This window comes from Achromobacter sp. Bel (assembly GCF_012928505.1).
In the GTDB taxonomy this organism is placed as follows: Bacteria; Pseudomonadota; Gammaproteobacteria; order Burkholderiales; family Burkholderiaceae_B; genus Achromobacter.
The window spans coordinates 170,001-186,049 of the sequence record NZ_JABBJN010000001.1; the positions used below are offsets into that span (position 1 = coordinate 170,001).

17 protein-coding genes are annotated in these 16,049 nt (G+C 63.6%); 6 read left to right on the forward strand and 11 right to left on the reverse strand.

Annotated features, from left to right (window positions below):
* Positions 1 to 28: 28 nt before the first annotated feature.
* The 5 genes from HG262_RS00765 to HG262_RS00785 form a co-directional block, all read right to left on the reverse strand.
* A complete protein-coding gene (locus HG262_RS00765) occupies positions 29 to 1,021 on the reverse strand; it encodes a hypothetical protein (RefSeq protein ID WP_169269205.1) in 993 nt (330 codons plus the stop codon).
* A gap of 55 nt (positions 1,022 to 1,076) precedes the next feature.
* On the reverse strand, positions 1,077 to 2,816 hold the full coding sequence (locus tag HG262_RS00770) for a hypothetical protein (RefSeq protein WP_169269206.1): 1,740 nt from the start codon (positions 2,814 to 2,816) through the stop codon (positions 1,077 to 1,079).
* Positions 2,817 to 2,926: 110 nt separating this feature from the next.
* A complete protein-coding gene (locus HG262_RS00775; protein WP_169269207.1) occupies positions 2,927 to 3,871 on the reverse strand; it encodes a hypothetical protein in 945 nt (314 codons plus the stop codon).
* A gap of 154 nt (positions 3,872 to 4,025) precedes the next feature.
* Positions 4,026 to 5,327 (reverse strand): UDP-N-acetylglucosamine 1-carboxyvinyltransferase, encoded by a 1,302-nt coding sequence (locus tag HG262_RS00780; RefSeq protein WP_169269208.1) that lies wholly within the window; start codon positions 5,325 to 5,327, stop codon positions 4,026 to 4,028.
* Positions 5,328 to 5,462: 135 nt separating this feature from the next.
* On the reverse strand, positions 5,463 to 6,608 hold the full coding sequence (locus HG262_RS00785) for an MFS transporter (protein ID WP_211186912.1): 1,146 nt from the start codon (positions 6,606 to 6,608) through the stop codon (positions 5,463 to 5,465).
* A 250-nt stretch (positions 6,609 to 6,858) separates the two neighbouring features.
* On the opposite strand from HG262_RS00785, the gene HG262_RS00790 reads away from it, so the two are divergent.
* Positions 6,859 to 7,476: a TetR/AcrR family transcriptional regulator gene (locus tag HG262_RS00790; protein ID WP_169269210.1), complete on the forward strand. Its 618-nt coding sequence runs from the start codon at positions 6,859 to 6,861 to the stop codon at positions 7,474 to 7,476.
* 65 nt (positions 7,477 to 7,541) lie between these two features.
* Here HG262_RS00790 and HG262_RS00795 read toward each other — a convergent pair whose 3' ends face one another.
* The gene (locus HG262_RS00795) at positions 7,542 to 8,087 is read right to left on the reverse strand and encodes a carboxymuconolactone decarboxylase family protein (protein ID WP_169269211.1); all 546 of its coding nucleotides are present in this window, start codon (positions 8,085 to 8,087) and stop codon (positions 7,542 to 7,544) included.
* Positions 8,088 to 8,209: 122 nt separating this feature from the next.
* Here HG262_RS00795 and HG262_RS00800 point away from each other — a divergent pair, with 122 nt between their 5' ends.
* The gene (locus HG262_RS00800) at positions 8,210 to 9,076 is read left to right on the forward strand and encodes an AraC family transcriptional regulator (RefSeq protein WP_169269212.1); all 867 of its coding nucleotides are present in this window, start codon (positions 8,210 to 8,212) and stop codon (positions 9,074 to 9,076) included.
* Between the two features lie 40 nt (positions 9,077 to 9,116).
* On the opposite strand, the gene HG262_RS00805 is transcribed toward HG262_RS00800, so the two are convergent.
* A complete protein-coding gene (locus tag HG262_RS00805) occupies positions 9,117 to 10,073 on the reverse strand; it encodes a helix-turn-helix domain-containing protein (RefSeq protein WP_211186904.1) in 957 nt (318 codons plus the stop codon).
* 153 nt (positions 10,074 to 10,226) lie between these two features.
* Between HG262_RS00805 and HG262_RS00810 the strand changes: the two genes are divergently transcribed.
* Complete coding sequence (locus HG262_RS00810) at positions 10,227 to 10,838, forward strand: cysteine hydrolase family protein (RefSeq protein WP_169269214.1); 612 nt, start codon at positions 10,227 to 10,229, stop codon at positions 10,836 to 10,838.
* A 6-nt stretch (positions 10,839 to 10,844) separates the two neighbouring features.
* Here the strand turns inward: HG262_RS00810 and HG262_RS00815 are convergent, their stop codons facing one another.
* The 3 genes from HG262_RS00815 to HG262_RS00825 form a co-directional block, all read right to left on the reverse strand.
* Entirely contained in the window at positions 10,845 to 11,351 is a 507-nt protein-coding gene (locus tag HG262_RS00815) for a hypothetical protein (protein WP_169269215.1), read from the reverse strand.
* 29 nt (positions 11,352 to 11,380) lie between these two features.
* Complete coding sequence (locus HG262_RS00820; RefSeq protein ID WP_169269216.1) at positions 11,381 to 11,959, reverse strand: hypothetical protein; 579 nt, start codon at positions 11,957 to 11,959, stop codon at positions 11,381 to 11,383.
* Positions 11,960 to 12,150: 191 nt separating this feature from the next.
* A complete protein-coding gene (locus HG262_RS00825; protein ID WP_169269217.1) occupies positions 12,151 to 12,639 on the reverse strand; it encodes a nucleoside deaminase in 489 nt (162 codons plus the stop codon).
* A gap of 122 nt (positions 12,640 to 12,761) precedes the next feature.
* Here HG262_RS00825 and HG262_RS00830 point away from each other — a divergent pair, with 122 nt between their 5' ends.
* Positions 12,762 to 13,403: a glutathione S-transferase gene (locus HG262_RS00830; RefSeq protein ID WP_169269218.1), complete on the forward strand. Its 642-nt coding sequence runs from the start codon at positions 12,762 to 12,764 to the stop codon at positions 13,401 to 13,403.
* A 63-nt stretch (positions 13,404 to 13,466) separates the two neighbouring features.
* On the opposite strand, the gene HG262_RS00835 is transcribed toward HG262_RS00830, so the two are convergent.
* A complete protein-coding gene (locus HG262_RS00835) occupies positions 13,467 to 14,060 on the reverse strand; it encodes a YSC84-related protein (protein WP_169269219.1) in 594 nt (197 codons plus the stop codon).
* 143 nt (positions 14,061 to 14,203) lie between these two features.
* Here HG262_RS00835 and HG262_RS00840 point away from each other — a divergent pair, with 143 nt between their 5' ends.
* Entirely contained in the window at positions 14,204 to 15,007 is an 804-nt protein-coding gene (locus HG262_RS00840; protein WP_169269220.1) for a hypothetical protein, read from the forward strand.
* A 196-nt stretch (positions 15,008 to 15,203) separates the two neighbouring features.
* The gene (locus HG262_RS00845; protein ID WP_169269221.1) at positions 15,204 to 15,959 is read left to right on the forward strand and encodes an SDR family NAD(P)-dependent oxidoreductase; all 756 of its coding nucleotides are present in this window, start codon (positions 15,204 to 15,206) and stop codon (positions 15,957 to 15,959) included.
* The last annotated feature ends 90 nt before the right edge of the window (positions 15,960 to 16,049 follow it).

Below are 16,049 nucleotides of genomic sequence, written 5' to 3' on the forward strand. Positions count from 1 at the left end.
CACCTGCCGTTCGTGGCCGGTCCTACGGTTACAGCGATAGGGCAGGATAGATTTCAAGGCTGCCTGCGCCGCCGCAGAATAACGCGGCGGCGGCGGGAATGGCCAGAGGTACCCGCAAGACCGGGCCGCCATTTGTGGCAGTCATGGCTTGAATCTGGCCGTTCCTGAGGGTCTTGAGCTCTGTCTTGTACGGGCGCCCCGCGTTCGCGTTGCCGTCCAGCGCGGCGCCATCGGTGCAGAAGGCCAAACCGCCGTCCCGCAGATTCAATGCCGGGTCTATCAACTGCATTCCGCACGAGGTCACGAGCTGGATGTCGAGGGAGGGCGGCTCCATGGAGTTCCCGATTCTCTGCATCAGATGATCCAGGCAGATTTCGACTCCGATCGTCAGACCGTCCAGCGTAAAAATGCAGTGACCGTCGTCATGGCGCAACTGCCATTCGCTGCTGGGCATGTTCGGGATGGACGGCGCTAGCCGCGCCAGATGTCCCGTCCATTCATCCGACAAGGGAAAGTGGCCATTCCGGGCGGAAAGCCGCTGCCACGTGATGAAGTCGATGGTGGATTTGAATTCCTTGATGACAAGACGGCCTTCGTCCGTGGCTGGGGCCGCGCCGCCTTTCTGAACCAGGCAGTGGTTATAGGCTTGATATCGGTTGATTTCCGTATCGACGCTTTGCGAAAGAATGGTGCCGAACACAAAGATCCAGTCTTCGAACTCCTCTTTTCTGACCAGATTCTGGAGTTCCAATATGACATTGGACGTGCGATCGACCGTGTATGCGCCGTTCACGCCGCGGAAGAAGAACTCCGGCATCATGTAGAGCTTCAGGCAGGCCGGATCGCTGCTGGCGTGCTGCAAGGCGGTCTGGATGGCTTGATCCACGACGTCGCATCGATGGGCGTAATCCTGCGCGTCGCTGGGGTGTCCCAGGTACGTCATGTTTCCCTGGGCATCCTGCTCAGGCGCCGTGCACAGACTGTGCCCGATGAACTGCACGGTTTTGTATTTGGAGGGCATGCGGGGCATCCTTGGTAAGAGGGTATCGGCAATAGACGATTAGCGTGCCGAAGCGTCAGGCCGCCAACGCGGTCAGCCCCTGCGTGGCCTGTTGCATGATCTTTTGATTGATCGATTTCGCCAGCGTCGAGACAATCTTGGCGGCCTGCTCGGGGTCATCGATCGAGTGGCTGATATGCTGGTTGTTCAGCGTGCGGGACTGTTCCACGCTGACGGTGTATTGGTGCGATATCTCGTACAGCGCCGCCCAAGAGCAAATATGCTCCAGATAAGACAGCATGAACATCTGCGACTTGTATTCGGCGATGCGCTCGTCTTTGGACAGCGACTCCATGTCGATCACCTGCTTGTCCATGCTGTTCTGGCGCAGGCTCTCGCAAGCAGTCGCGATTTGCCGCCAGAACATGGCCGCGTCATTCAATGCCACGATGACTTGGCTGATCGCAAACATGGCCACTTGCAAAGCCTTGACCGCAACGTCGGTATTGCGCTCAACGATCTGGGTGGCGGCCAATTGTCCGACCAGGCCGCCCATTTTGATTTGCAGGTCGTTGCGCTGCTGATTGACCTGCCGCTTGATGTCGATGATTTTTTCGAGTTTTGATTGCGATTGGTCCGCCGCGCTGAACGCTTGTTTGGCCATGTTGTCGGCGCCCTCGGACATCTTGCGCGCGGACGCGCTCAGCGCGTTGCAGGTATTGGCCATCTCGACGGAATCTGCTTTCAGATCCTTGATCTCGGCTTCTAACTGCGCAACGGTCTTGGCCTCGGCTTTGATGATGGCTTCTTTGTCCGCGATGAGCTTGTCGCTGCCGATCTTTGCCGCGCCGTCCTTGGCTGCAGCCGCCTTGTCTTCCGTCTGCGCTTTCAATTCGGCGATTTCCTTTTCGCTCAGGGCGATCGTCTCTTTGGCGGACGCAAGTTTGCGGTTCAGCGCTTTCAGGCTCTGGTTGAACTCCTCTCGCTTTTTCTCCGCCGCTTCCCACTTTTCGGTGATCTGCTTGAGCTCCGCGTTGTCCAGGGTGCCAGTCTGATTTTGCGCGACGAGCACCGACAGCGGGTTGCGAGTTTGCGCATACGTCTGCAGGCCGGCTGCCGCCACACCGCTGACCAGTGAAATGATGCCAAGGACAAAGCCCCGCTTCTTGTCCTCGGACAGTTCTTTTTCGGCCTTGGCCTGGTCGGCATTGGCGGCTTCGAGTTCCTTGACCAGTGAGCCGATCGTGGTTTGGCAGCCTTCGAGCTCGGCATTTAGTTTTGTCATCTCTTCGCGGGCGTGGCGTCGCTTCTCTTCTTCGGATGCGTGGGCCAATGCGGCCTCGCTTTTGGCGTCGGAGGATTTGCTTTGCAAATCGAGAAACTGATCGGAGAGCTTTTCCGCCGCCTCCGACATTCGCTTGGCCTGGTCGGCGCACCGCGTCAGCTTGGCAAGCGCCACGCCATCGCTGCCCTGGATCAGGTAGGCATACGCGGCGTCAAGCAGCTTCAGGGTCTGCTGGCAGCTGTCTTTCAGCGTGAGCATCGTTTCGTTGGCCAGGACGCATAATTTCCCGAACTCGCTTTGCAGATCGATGACCTTGGACTTGACCGCGCCGGCGTTTGCCGCGGTGGCGCCGATATACGCCAGGCGATACATGTCCACGCACAGGTCCAGATTATTGATGACGGTGTCCAGGCGCAGATTGCCCAGGATTTCCTTCTGCTTTTGCTGCACCAATACGTCGGCGGCAGATGGGCGTTCGTTCAAAACGTACTGGCGGTCTTCAACGATGAGAATTTCATATTCGGCAGCCATGTTGGTTCTCCGTGATTAACACTGGTGGGTCAAGAAATATGAGCGCGTGCGTAGCGCCGCCCACCGGACTGGCGGCACGGCGCCGGAGTGAAATACGTGGGGGGGAGGGATCAGGCCGGGCTGCCCTCAAGCGCCTGGTATGCCGAATAGACCATCTGGTCGAATCGGGTGACGGCATCCATCAGGGAGAGCCGTTCGATCTGGGTATCTACAAAGTAGTCTATGGCCGGATTGTCGTCGGCGAGCAGCAGCATGGTTTCGCTGAAATCTGCGATGTCGTATTGAACGCTATCGCAACGGCCAGCGGCCTGAGCGTAGAAGTTCGCAACGTTGTTGAAGAAAACAAGCTGAACTTCCATGTACTGCTTGATGTCGACCAGCGACTTCTTGGTCTTGCCAAGCTGATCCAGTTCGGCCTGCAACGCGCGGCGCTTCGCTTCAATATTGGCCAGCACCGTCTTTAACCGGGCGGCGTCCTGCGCAAGGTGGGCCATCTCTCGTTCAAGCGCGTTTTCGTCGTCGCGGGCAAGATGCAGAAGGTTTTGCAGCTTTTCAATGGCGGCGTTGATGACGTCCAGCGCGGCGTAGAAGGCTCTTTTGAGCCATTTCCAGATGGGAATATTGGAACTTCGCTTGGCCGCCTTTTTGCGTTCCTGCTCTGCGAGATCCCGCCGCGCCTGTTCGATCTTTGCTCTGATGGCCCCGAGCGCCCGCTCCTTGTCCACCAGGGCTTGCCTGATGGTCTCTTGATTGGCTTGAACATCGCGGTGCTGGGCCGCCACGGATCGAATGCTGGATTCGGTCTCTGTCATGAGATCGACCAGGCCCTTGATCACGTAGACGATCGCGCTCTGCACGGCTAACGAGGCTTCCTTGGCGAAGCCACTCAGTGCCTTCATGGACTCGATGTTGTGCTTGAGCGCGGCGATCGTCGCATGCGCCGCGCCCACATCGTTGGCTTTCAGGTGCCCGATCAGCGCCTCGTAATCCCGTTGGATCGCGCGCACGCCGATATCCGGATGGTGACCGCCGTCCCCGTTGAACTGGTTTTGCATGCCGACTCCCGGAATGCCCCTGTTCAAGAGGGGCGTCGTCTGATGGGTTGCAGACTATTCTTCCGGGAGGAAGCTGAACATCACTGGAATTGGGGGTTTTTCCAAGACCGCTTGTGAAATGGCCGAAGCGCGCGACGGCCCTGCGGCGGCGTCCTTACTCTTCGCTAGTCCATTCCACTTGCACGCCCAGGCTGCGCAGGTTCTCGACGAACTGCGGATGCGCGCGGCGGATCGGCGTGGCGTTGCGGATTTCAGAGCGGCCCTTGATGCTGCTGGCCACCATGAACAAGGCGATGGCGACGCGGATGATGTAGGGGCTTTCCACCACGGCCGGCGTCAGCGGATTGCCGCCAAAGGTCACGACCCGATGCGGGTCCGACGAAAACACATGCGCGCCGAATTTCGACAATTCGCCCGTCCAGCCCAGCGCGCCGTCATAGACCTTGTTCCAGAACATCGCGTTGCCTTCCGCGCATACCCCCAACGCGATGAAGATCGGCAACAGGTCGACGGGAAAGTACGGCCAGGGCGCCGCTTCGACCTTGGTGAGCACATTGCTGGTGAAGGGCGTCTGCACCTTCAGGGGCCCGGCGCGCAGCGCGCGCGACCAGCCGTCCTTGTGCTCGATCTGCACGCCGAACTTGGCGAACGTGCGGTCGATCAGCGGGAAATTGCCCGGCGTGCGGTTGCGCACCACGACGTCGCCGCCCGTGATCGCACCCAGCGCCAGGAACGTCGTGATTTCGTGAAAATCTTCTTCAAACGTGAACTCGCCGCCGCGCAAAGGCTTGCCACCCCGCACCGTCAGGCGGGACGTGCCGATGCCGTCGATATCGGCGCCCATCATCGCCATGAAACGGCAGAATTCCTGCACGTGCGGCTCGGATGCGGCATTGGTCAGCGACGACTCGCCGTCGGCGGCCGCGGCGCACAGCACGAAGTTCTCGGTCGTCGTCACCGACGCGTAGTCCAGCCAATGATGGGTGGGCCTGAGCGCGCCGCTGCTGCGCACCAGCAGGGAACCGCTGGCGCGCTCGACCTCGCCGCCGAACGAACGGAAGATCTCCACGTGCGGGTCGATCTCTCGCACGCCCAGCGTGCAGCCCTTCACATTGTCTTCCAGCCGCGCCACGCCAAAGCGGGCCAGAAGCGGCGGCACCAGCATGATGGACGACCGCATTTCTTCGGGCAGGCGGTGGGCGGTGGCGTCGAACTGGGTGTGCTTGTGGTGCAGGTCCAGCGTGCGGGTGGTTTCATCCAGGCGGACTTCGCTGCCCAGCGTGCGGAAGATATCCAGGATCTTGCGCACGTCCGTGATGTCCGGGACCCCATGCAGCTTCAACGGCTGATCGGTCAGCAGCGTGGCGCACAGGATGGGAAGCACGGCGTTTTTGTTGGCCGAAGGAATGACGCGGCCGCGCAAGGGCGTGCCACCGTGGACGATGAGGTTGGACATGGGGAGAAAGGCGGCCGGAGTGAAAAAAGAGAGGAGAGCGCGGGGAATTGTACTGGCGTCGCCTGCGCGGGGTCCGCTTCCCGGGCTGCAAAACGTTTCAAACTGCAATTGAATGCCCGCCCAGGCCGACCTTTCTCAATGCCCGACGACGACCGCCCCCGAACTGCGCAGCCCAGGCCGGAACGCGTAAGCGTGGCCCGACGACGCAATCATGAACGCAATACCCGCCAGGATTACCAGGGCCCACGGGAAAGCGCCGGCGCCCCACACGTCCAGCAACATGCCGCCCACCACGCCCGCGCCGGCAATCGCCCCATTCCAGGCGACGACATTCATGGACAGCGCCACGTCGGCGCCGCGGCCGGCCGCGTCGGCCAGCGCCGTCTGCAGCAGCGTGGCCGCGCCGCCAAAGCTGATTCCCCACACCGCGACCCCCACGTAGACCACGGCCGGATTTGCCGGCACCAGGCCAAACGCCAGCGCGGTGGCGCCAAACGCGGCCAGGCTGGCCAGCACCGTTACGCGCAAATGGCGGTCAACCAACTTGCCCGTGATCCAGATGCCGGCAAGCGCCGACGCGCCGAAGATGAACAGCACCAGGTCCACCCGCGCGCCCAGCCCGGCAGGCGCGACAAAGGGCGCGATGTAGGTGTAGAGGATGTTGTGGGCCAGCATCCACGCGATAACGACGGCCAGCACGCGCCGCACGCCAGGCGTGGTGAAGACGCGGCGCAGCGGCATCCGTTCATGGGCGGACTGGCCGGGGTAGTCGGGCACCCTGGCCAGCACCCACGCGATCAGCCCCAGCGTCAATCCGGACATGATCCAGAACGCCGCGCGCCAGCCCACCGCCGACCCCAGCAAGGTGCCCAGCGGCACGCCCAGGGACAAGGCGATGGGCGTGCCCACCATGGCAAGCGCCATGGCCTGGCCTTGCTGGTAGGGGGCGACCATGCGCCGCGCATAGCCGGCCAGCAGGCTCCAGGCCAGCCCCGCCGCCATGCCGGCAAAGAACCGCGCCACCAGGGTCACCCCGTAATGGGATGACAGGGCCGTGGCCGAATTGAAAACCAGAAAGCCGACGATGGTCAGCAGCAGGACGTTGCGCCGACGCCAGCCACGGGTGGCGATCGTCAGCGGAATGGCCGCCAGCAGCGAACCCAGCGCATAGGCGGTGACCATCTGGCCGGCCAGCGACGCGCTGACATCCAGCCCGTCGCTGATCTGCGGCAGCAGCCCGGCGGGCAAGGTCTCGGTGACGATACAGATAAAGCCGGTCATCGCCAGCGCCAGCAGGGCAGAGACGGGCAGGCGGTCGGAGGCGGGCTGTCCGGCCTGAGTGGAAGAGTGGCTCACACAAAAATCCTTTTGAAGATGAATCGGGATCGATCGGCCAGACGGCTCGACGGCTGACCGCCGGCGACGTTGTCCAATATATATATCGATCGGTACAAATGTAGGGCGTGGGCCTTCGCGTTGTCAACGACTTTTGTATCGAGTAGTATGGATGTCGTGATCAAAGGAGCCTGATATGGCGCAGATGGGCCGGCCGCGTGCGTTTGATCGTCACCAGGCGATCGACCAGGCCTTGCACTTGTTCTGGGAACAGGGCTACGAATCCACGTCGTTGAGCCAGTTGAAAGCCGGCATTGGCGGCGGCATCTCCGCGCCAAGCTTCTATGCAGCCTTCGGATCGAAAGAGGCCTTGTTCCAAGAGACCGTGCAGCGCTATCTGGAAACCTATGCGCAGGTCACCGAATGCCTGTGGGACGACGCCATGCCTCCCCGCGGTGCGGTCGAACTGGCGTTGCGCCAATCGTCGAAGATGCAGTGCGAGCGGGGGCACCCCAAAGGCTGCATGGTGGCGCTGGGTGTCATGAGCGCGCCGACGCCCGAGCATGCGGACGTGACTAAACCCCTTACGGCGTCACGCCAACGCACCCGCGCGGGCTTCGTCCATTGCGTGGAACGCGGCATGGCCAGTGGCGAGCTGTCCGCCGCGACGGACGCCCGGTCGCTGGCGTGCGTGTTTGACGCGTTCCTGGTGGGGGTGTCCACGCTGGCGCGCGATGGCGTCCGCTATCCGACCTTCGACGCCGCGATCACGCAGCTGATGACGATCTGGGACGCCTCGCGCAACCAGGAATAAGCGCCGGCGGGGCCGCGGCTGGCTGCCGGCAAGCCGGCGGACCCCGCCCGCGTCCCGCCATGCGCTTACGCTGCGCGGCGCAGCTTCACGCCGGGAAAGTCCACCGGCATCGCAAACGCCACGTTCACATAGTTCGTGAACAGGTTCAGCGCCACATGCGCCAGGATCTCGACGATTGCTTCGTCGTTGAAGCCCGCCGCGCGCACGGCTTGCACATCCGCCTGGCTGACCTGGCCGCGTGCTTCCACCAACTGCAACGCAAAGCGCAAGGCGGCGGCCGTCTTGGGATCGGTCGCTTGGCCGGCCTGGGCCGCGGCCATCTCTTCCGCGCTGGCGCCAGCCTTGCGGCCCAGCGCCGTGTGGGCGGCCAGGCAATATTCGCAGGCGTTGCGGTCCGCCACCGCCACGGCAATCTGTTCGCCCAGCTTGGCCGGGATGACGCCGCTGCTCAAGGCGCCGAACGCGCCCCACATGCTTTGCAGCGCGGCGGGCGAATTGGCCACGGCCTTGAACATGTTGGGCGTTGCGCCAAAGGCGCCGTGGATCTGGGTCAGCAGCGCGGCGCGGTCGGCGGTGGTGTTGCTGGAATCGATGAGGGATATGCGGGTCATGGATATGGCTCCTGTCTGGGTAGGGGACGCCGCCGGGTCGTGGCGGGTTAAGGGAATCGTACGTACAATCCATGGATGAATGGGTCTGTTAAATCCATAAAACATGTCCTATAGTCCAATCCATGAATGCCCCGATACTTCCCCCCGTTGATCGTCTGTCGGCCCTGCTGGACCGCTTCCGCGTGCGCGCCAGTTTGTTCCACACGGGGGCGCTTTGCGGTATCCAGACCTTCGAGGCGCAGCCGGGCCGGGGCTTTCTGCATGTGCTGCGCCAGGGCGAAATGGAAGTCCGACACCTGCCTGGCGCGGCGGGCCCGGCGCGCATGGTGCTGACTGAGCCGACGTTGCTGTTCTATCCCCGCGCCATGCAGCACGAGTTCATCAATCCGCCCGTCGGCGGGTCGGATTTCACCTGTGCGGCACTGGACTTCGATGGGGGCGAACGCAACCCCATCGTCCAATCCCTGCCTGCCGTGCTGCGGGTGCCGTTGAATGAGGTGGAAGGGTTGCGGCCCGCGCTGGACCTGTTGTTCGCCGAAGCCGACAACGTGCGTTGCGGTGCGCGCCTCTTGGCCGATCGGCTATTTGAAGTAGTGCTGATCCAGTTGCTCCGCTGGATACTTGATCACCCCGCACAGGCCGGCATCAGCAGCGGTCTGGTGACGGGGCTGGCCGATCCCAAGCTGGCTCGGGCGCTGGTCGCCTTGCATCAGGCGCCGCGGGACGATTGGTCGCTGGAGAAGATGGCGGCAATTGCCGGCATGTCGCGCAGTGCGTTCGCCGCAGCGTTCAAGGACGCCACGGGCACCACCCCGGCGGCATACCTGACCGATTGGCGCTTGAGCCTGGCCGCGTCGATGATGCGATCCGGCCGCCCCGTGAAACTCGTTGCGGACGAGCTGGGCTTTGCCAGCGCGTCGTCCTTGTCCAAGGCTTTCCGGCAACGGATGGGGGCCTCGCCGCGGGATTGGCTGATGGCGAACCGCTAGGCCGCCTCAATGGTCAGGCGATGCCCGCGACGCGGCAGGGTCACGCGACGCCTGCCCGGAACTGCTTGCGGTAGGCCGAAGGCGAAATCGCGAACGCGTGCGTGAAGTGCTGCCGAAACGACACCGACGACCCGAAGCCGACGGTTTCGCCGATCAAGTCCACGGCGTGTCCGCTGGTCTCAAGCAGGCGTTGCGCGGCGGCCAGACGGTGGTTCAGCACCCAGTCGGACACCGTGGCGCCCGTCTTCGCCTTGAAACGCCGCGTGAAGTTGCGGCGGCTCATGCCCGCCTTGTCGGCCAGCAGGTCCAGCGTCAGGCGCTGTTGCAGGTTTTCGATGGCCCAGTCCAAGGTGGCGCTGAGCATGTCCGAGCCCTTGCGTTCGGGCAGCGGCTGCTCGATGTATTGGGCTTGGCCGCCATGCCGGTGGGGGGCGACGACCATGCGGCGGGCGACGCGGTTGGCGATCTCGGCCCCATGATCGCGGCGCAGCAGGTGCAGGCAGCAATCGATGGCGGCGGCCGTGCCCGCGGACGTCAGGATATCGCCGTCATCGATGTACAGGGATTTCCGGTCCAAGCGGACTTTCGGATACCGGCGCTCGAAATCGTCGCCCCAAACCCAGTGCGTGGCCGCCGTGCGCCCGTCCAGCAAACCGGCTTCGGCCAGCACGAAGGTGCCCAGGCAAAGCCCGGCGATGCGGGCGCCGCGGGCATGGCCGGCCCGCAACGCGTCAAGCAGGGCGGGGGGCGCGGATTCCTCGGGGTCGCGCCACGCGGGCATGATGATGGTGTCTGCCCGGGCCAGCGCCGACAGGTCGTGTTCGACCTCGATCTTGAATCCGGACAGGGTGGGGATCAGTCCGGTTCGTTCCCCGCAGATCAGCAGCTGATACCGCGGCACGCCCAACCGGGCCAGATCGTCGCCGAACACCATGCAAGGGACGGACAGATGGAACGGGCTGATGCCTTCGAAGGCGATGACGGCGACGGTATGCATGGCGGGCGTGGGGTGGGCGGGTGCAGGGGGGCTGGCGCGGGGGCAGGCTGGCTTTGGCCCGATTCTAGCAATTGTTGTCCATCGGGCCACTATCGCCAACCTGGCGTTAGCGGGACACTGGGGCTTCTTTCACTTCATTCCAAGAGGCAAGCCGTGAACCATCCCACCCTCCGCACGCTGGCCGGCGCCGCCGCCCCGGCCTCCATCGACGCGTCCAGTACCGCCTTGCTGGTGATCGATTTCCAGAACGAATACTTCAGTGGCAAGCTGCCCATTCCCGCCGGCAAGACGGCCTTGGGCAATGCGCAGCGCTTGATCGCGCACGCCGACAAGGCGGGCATCCCCGTCTACCACGTCCAGCACGTCACGCCTGCGGGCAGCCCGGTCTTTGCCGATCAAAGCCCCACCGGCGAGTTCCATGCCGAGCTGCAGCCGGGGGCCAAACACCACGTCGTGCGCAAATCCTCGGTCAGCGTGTTTCCCACGACCGACCTGGACCAACAGTTGAAGGCCGCCGGCGTGAAGACGCTGGTGATCACGGGCCTGATGACGCACGCTTGCGTGGCCGGCGCCGCGCGCGACGCCGTGCCTTTGGGTTACGGCGTCATCGTGGCCGAAGATGCTTGCGCCACGCGCGACCTGGATCGCGCCGACGGCAGCGTCGTCGGGCACGACAGCCTGCACCGCGCCGCGCTGGCCAGCATTGACGATACGTTCGGGGATGTCTTGACGACGGAACAGGTGTTGAAGCTGCCCGTCGTGTGAGGGCGCTCAGGGCCGCGCGAGGTTGGGCGCGGCCTGGCCGGGGTTTTTACGGATCAGGACGATGCCGAGGATGGTCAGCGCCAATCCGCCGCCGACATAAGGCAGACCAAAGATAAGCGCCCAGAAAAAGAGCGCGGTGTTGGCGTCGTTGGCGGCGCGTGTGCCCACGGCCGCCGCATCATGCGCCGCGAAGTCCATCGTCAGCAGACTCATGGGGACCGTCAGCAACAGCGACATCCCCAGCAGCGCGCAGCCCCAGCCGATCAGGCGGCGCATATTGGGAATGCGGACCAGCGCCGCCACGACCGCAATCGTCAGCAGCAACGTGATGATGCCGCCCGCCAATTGCAGTTTGTCCACGGTGGCGGCTTCGGCAGCCACGTCGGCGCCCGCCGCCGGCCCGTTCAGCCCGAACGCGATGATCAACAGCGGATTGACCATGCCGTAGGCGGCTCTGCCGACCAACAGGCCAAATGCAATGCTGGCAAGCCATTTGATCGCGGTAGGGGGCATCGGGGCGTCCGGGTCGAGGCGGTTGCGGCTTAGTAATAGATATCGACGTAGTCGGTCAGGCGGCCGCAGCTTTCCATCTGCTGCAAGCGCCAGTATTTGCGTTTGCCGGTGGCGCGGAACTCGTAGTCGCCCGTGCGTTCGCAGCGACGGCCTTTATCTGGCGCGTCCAGGATCAGGATGGTGCCGCGGAAGACAAAGCGGTCGCTGTCGATCGAGACGATTTCACCCTTGATTTTCAAGGTGCCTTCAAAGTTGGCTTGCGTGCCATCGATGCGGACGACGTCGTTCTCATCTTTTGCGGTCAGGTGGCCGCGATCCGCGGACCAGAGCCATTGCACGCTGACGCCGCTGTTGTTCAGCAGGCGTTCGTAGGCAGCCTGATTCCTGATTTCGGTCTTGGCCACCGGCGCAAGCGCGGCGCCATTCTGCTGGGCCGGGGCGACGCTTTGTTGGGGGGCAGCGCCGCTCTGCTGGACGGGGGCGGCGTTCTGCTGGGTAGCGGCGCCAGTTGGTTGGGCGGGGCCGTGGGCCCGCACCGCGCCTGTATTCTGCGCCGCAATCATGGGCGAAGCCACGGCAAGCGCAAGGCCGAACGCCAGGGGAATCATCCGGGAAATCCGCTTCGGCTTATGGGCGGTAGTCGTATCGCGATCAGGCGTCGTGTGCATGGTCAGGAATAGAGGGGAAAATGCCGCCCTCAGGCGAAGGCGGTTACGGGCGCCTAAATTAGCATGCAGATTGCGTCAAAGCGTTGCCGGATTTCAGCGTAATGTATCTATCGGTTAACCGATGGGGCGTCTTATGCCCCAGCCCGCTTTTGGACGTTCTGCTGATGCAGCAGACGGACTTGTTCGGCAAACTCCGCGACCGGCCCGTCGACTTCGATGCCGTCCACCACCTCGGCAATGGCCAGTGGCCGCACCCGCGATGGCGGGACGCCCCATTCGCGCATCCACGCCGAATACTGGGCCGATGAACTGGCGTAGACGATGCGGCCCAGCCCCACCCAGCCATGCGCGGCCGAACACATCGGGCAGTGTTCACCCGAGGTATAGACGACGCACGCGGCGCGCTCGGATGCCGGCACATGGCTGGCGGCCCAGCGGGCAATCTCGAATTCCGGATGCTGCGTGTGGTCGCCGCCCGCCACGTGGTTGTGGTCTTCAAACAGCACCTTGCCGTCGGCGGATACCAGGATGGAACCGAAGGGTTCGTCGCCCGACGCCAGGGCTTGCCCGGCCAGCGCCACGCAGCGCGCAAGGTGCTTCTTGTCCTGTTCGTTGATCACGGGGGGCTCCTTGTAATGGAAAGCGGCGTCTGCCGGGAATAGCCCAAGGATATCGCGGGGTTGCGCAAGCAGGGTAGAGTGGCGGGGTTAACGCGCTGGCGTATCCGAACCGGGAAATCTTCATGCTGACCGTCCATCATCTGGGAAAATCGCAATCCGAACGCATCGTGTGGCTGTGCGAAGAACTCGCCATCCCCTACGAATTGAAGGTCTATGACCGCGACCCGGTCACCCGGCTGGCGCCGCCCGAATACAAGGCGCTGCATCCGCTGGGCACCGCGCCCATCATTACCGACGGCGACACCGTCCTGGCCGAATCTACCGCCATCGTCGAGTACCTGCTGGCCAGGTTCGGCAATGGCCGCCTGGCGGCGGCGCCGGCGGATGCGAATTTCGCGGACTATCTTTATTGGTTCCATTTCGCCAACGGCTCGCTGCAGCCCGCTCTGATGCGGTGCATGGTCCTGGCCCGGGCCGAGGTGCCGGCAGACAAGCCGGTTGTGCAGTTTGCCGACGCCCGGCGCAAGCAGGCGCTGAGCCTCATCGATACCCGGTTGGGGGCGAACGATTATCTGGCGGGCAACGCGCTGACCGCGGCGGACATCATTGCGGTGTTCTCGTTGACGACGATGCGGCTGTTCTATCCGTTCGACCTGTCGCCGTATCCGAATATCCTGGCCTATCTGCAGCGTATCGGCGCGCGTGATGCATACCGTCGCGCTATGAAGAAGGGCGACCCGGACATGGCACCGATGCTGGCTTGAAGCCGCACTTGCAACATACTTGGGGCCCGCCGATCGGCGGGCCCCTGTCATTGACGGATAGCGTTACAGCAGCAGCGGGGAAATCTTGCTGCCGTCCACCGACACGCCGGCCATCAGGCCGCCGTTGTTCATGACAAACCCCACGATGGGCTGTTGCACGGTATTGGAATCGATATTGCCGTTTGCGCCCAGGTTCGCCACGGCAACCGTCGCGTCGGCTCCGATCGTCCACCCGCTGCTGGCGCGGAACTTGGCCAGCGCGTCATCCGTCATGAACAGCACCACCATGGCTTTGGACTGGGCGCCCGCCTGCAAGCCGATAGAGCCGCCCGTGATGCTGTAGTAGCCGCTATCTTGGCCGTTGACCCGAAGCTCGCCCGTTCCATGCTGTGCGCCCACGATGAAGCTGGCGCTCAGCACCGCCGGGAACACCAGCACGCCACGGGCTTGCGCGACCAATTGCTTGGACTGCGGCGCGGCCTCGTACAGCTTGGACAAGGTGGCGGTGGTAGCGGTATTCAGTTCCTGGCGCTTTTCTGCCGCCGTGGGCGACGCCTGCGGGCCGTTCATGGTGCAACCGGCAAGGAACACGCTGGCCAGCCCTAGCGTCAACGCGGCCACGCCAGTTTTACGCAATGTCGAAAAAGAGTTGAGCATGTGGATTTCCTTTTGGTTGCAAGCGACCCGGCTGCGTCAGGGGTGACGCCAGGGTGAAGATTACTCCCGCCCGGCGCCTGCGCGCGCGGTTTCGATTACCGCGCGCAAGAAAACCGCTTCCGGCATCGGTTTAACATCGCGCCATGCTTATTTCCCTTATCCTTCTTTGGATCGCGCTGGCCCTGGTGGTCGGCCTGTTGGCGGCCCGGCGGGGGCGCAAGGCGGTCGGTTGGACGATTCTTGCCTGTCTGATCAGTCCGGTCGTGGCCGGCATCTTCCTGATGACTATCGACGACCGCTCGCCGCGCGCCAGGCAGCCTGTTGTCGCGACGCATATCGATTGCCCGGGATGCGGCCAGCGCATCCTGCGGGACGCTCGGGTGTGCCGCCATTGCGGCGGCACGGTGGCCCAGATGGCCGACCGCAGCGAAGCAGAACGGATCGCGGCGCTGCGGCGGCTTGGCGTGTCCGAGCCATTGGTGCAGCTCTCATCCGGCAGTTGCCTGCACGAGGCGTTCCGGGGCATCTGCGTCGGGCCGCCGGCGCGTGCCTACCCTCGGCCCGGCGCGTCCGATGGGCCGGCCTGGATCGCGCTTTGGGACCAGGACAGCATGGTCTACGCCGTCCTGGAAGACGAGGGCGGTTTGGAGTTCAACCGCTACAGCATCGAACGCCCGCGCGATATCGCCGTGATCGCCCGCAGCGAGCAAGGTTTCTGGCTGCATCGCTTTGATTTCCTGTACGAACGCGACCTGCCGGATGACACGCTCCGGCAAGCCGCGCAGGTGGTCGGCTTCCGGTACCTGGACCAGTATCTGAACGAACGGCATGCGGCCGAAGCGCAACTGGGAACCTTCGCCGCGCATCGGGCGTGGCTTGAAGGCCTGATCGCATCCGTCGATAGCGATGCGGCAAACGTATTGACGGCGGCAATGCCACCGCGCTAAATTCGCTTCGCAGCGCGCAATGCGCGGCCGTAGGCGTTACCGTCATCCAACGCGTCCTTTGTCGAGAGGATCCCAGCTGGGAGTGTCTTGACGGTACAAAGGCGCACTGGCATGACGTCGTTTTTCCAATTCCCTCCGCTTCATCGCCAGCACGCCACCCTTACGGATGCTTCTTGCATTCCAGGAGTCGCGAATCATGAAACAGACTGGCAACACCATCCTCGTCACCGGCGGCACAAGCGGCATCGGCCGTGCGCTGGCTGAAGCGTTCCACGACCAAGGCAACCGCGTCATCGTCACGGGGCGGCGGCAACGCTTGCTGGACGACGTCACCGCCGGCCGACCGGGCCTGACCGGCATCGCGCTGGATCTGGACGATCCGGCATCGCTGCCGCGCGTTGCGGCCGACGTCCACACGCGTTTCCCCGGCCTGAACGTGCTGATCGCCAATGCTGGCATCTCGCGGGCAGAGGACATGAGCGCGGATGGCTGGGACGCCTCGACCGCCCAAGCCATCGTCGATACGAACATCATGGGCGTGTTGCGCGTCACGGCTGCATTCCTGCCGTTGCTGAAACGGAACCCGCACGCCGCCCTGATGGCGACCAGCTCCAACCTGGCCTTCATCCCCCGCGCCGACTACCCGGCGTACTGCGCCAGCAAAGCGTTCCTGCATTCCTGGCTGCAATCATTGCGCCATCAACTGCGCCAGGTGCCGGTGGAAGTGCTGGAGCTGGCGCCGCCCTATGTGCAGACGGCGCTGACGGGCGACAGCCAGGCTGTGGATCCCCGTGCGATGCCGCTGACGGCATATGTGGCCGAGGTGATGCAATTGCTGTTCTCGGGCGACCATCCCAACGGTGAAGTGCTGGTCGAACGCGACCGGGCGCGGCGCTGGGCCGAGCGCGACGGGCGATACGCGGCCACGTTCGCGGCGATGAACCCCGGTTGATTCAGCAGGTAGGTTGTTTGACGATATGATGACGGCGGCGTTGTGGCGTCGTCCGCGCGCCCGTCTATCCGTGCAGCGTTGATAAAGGCC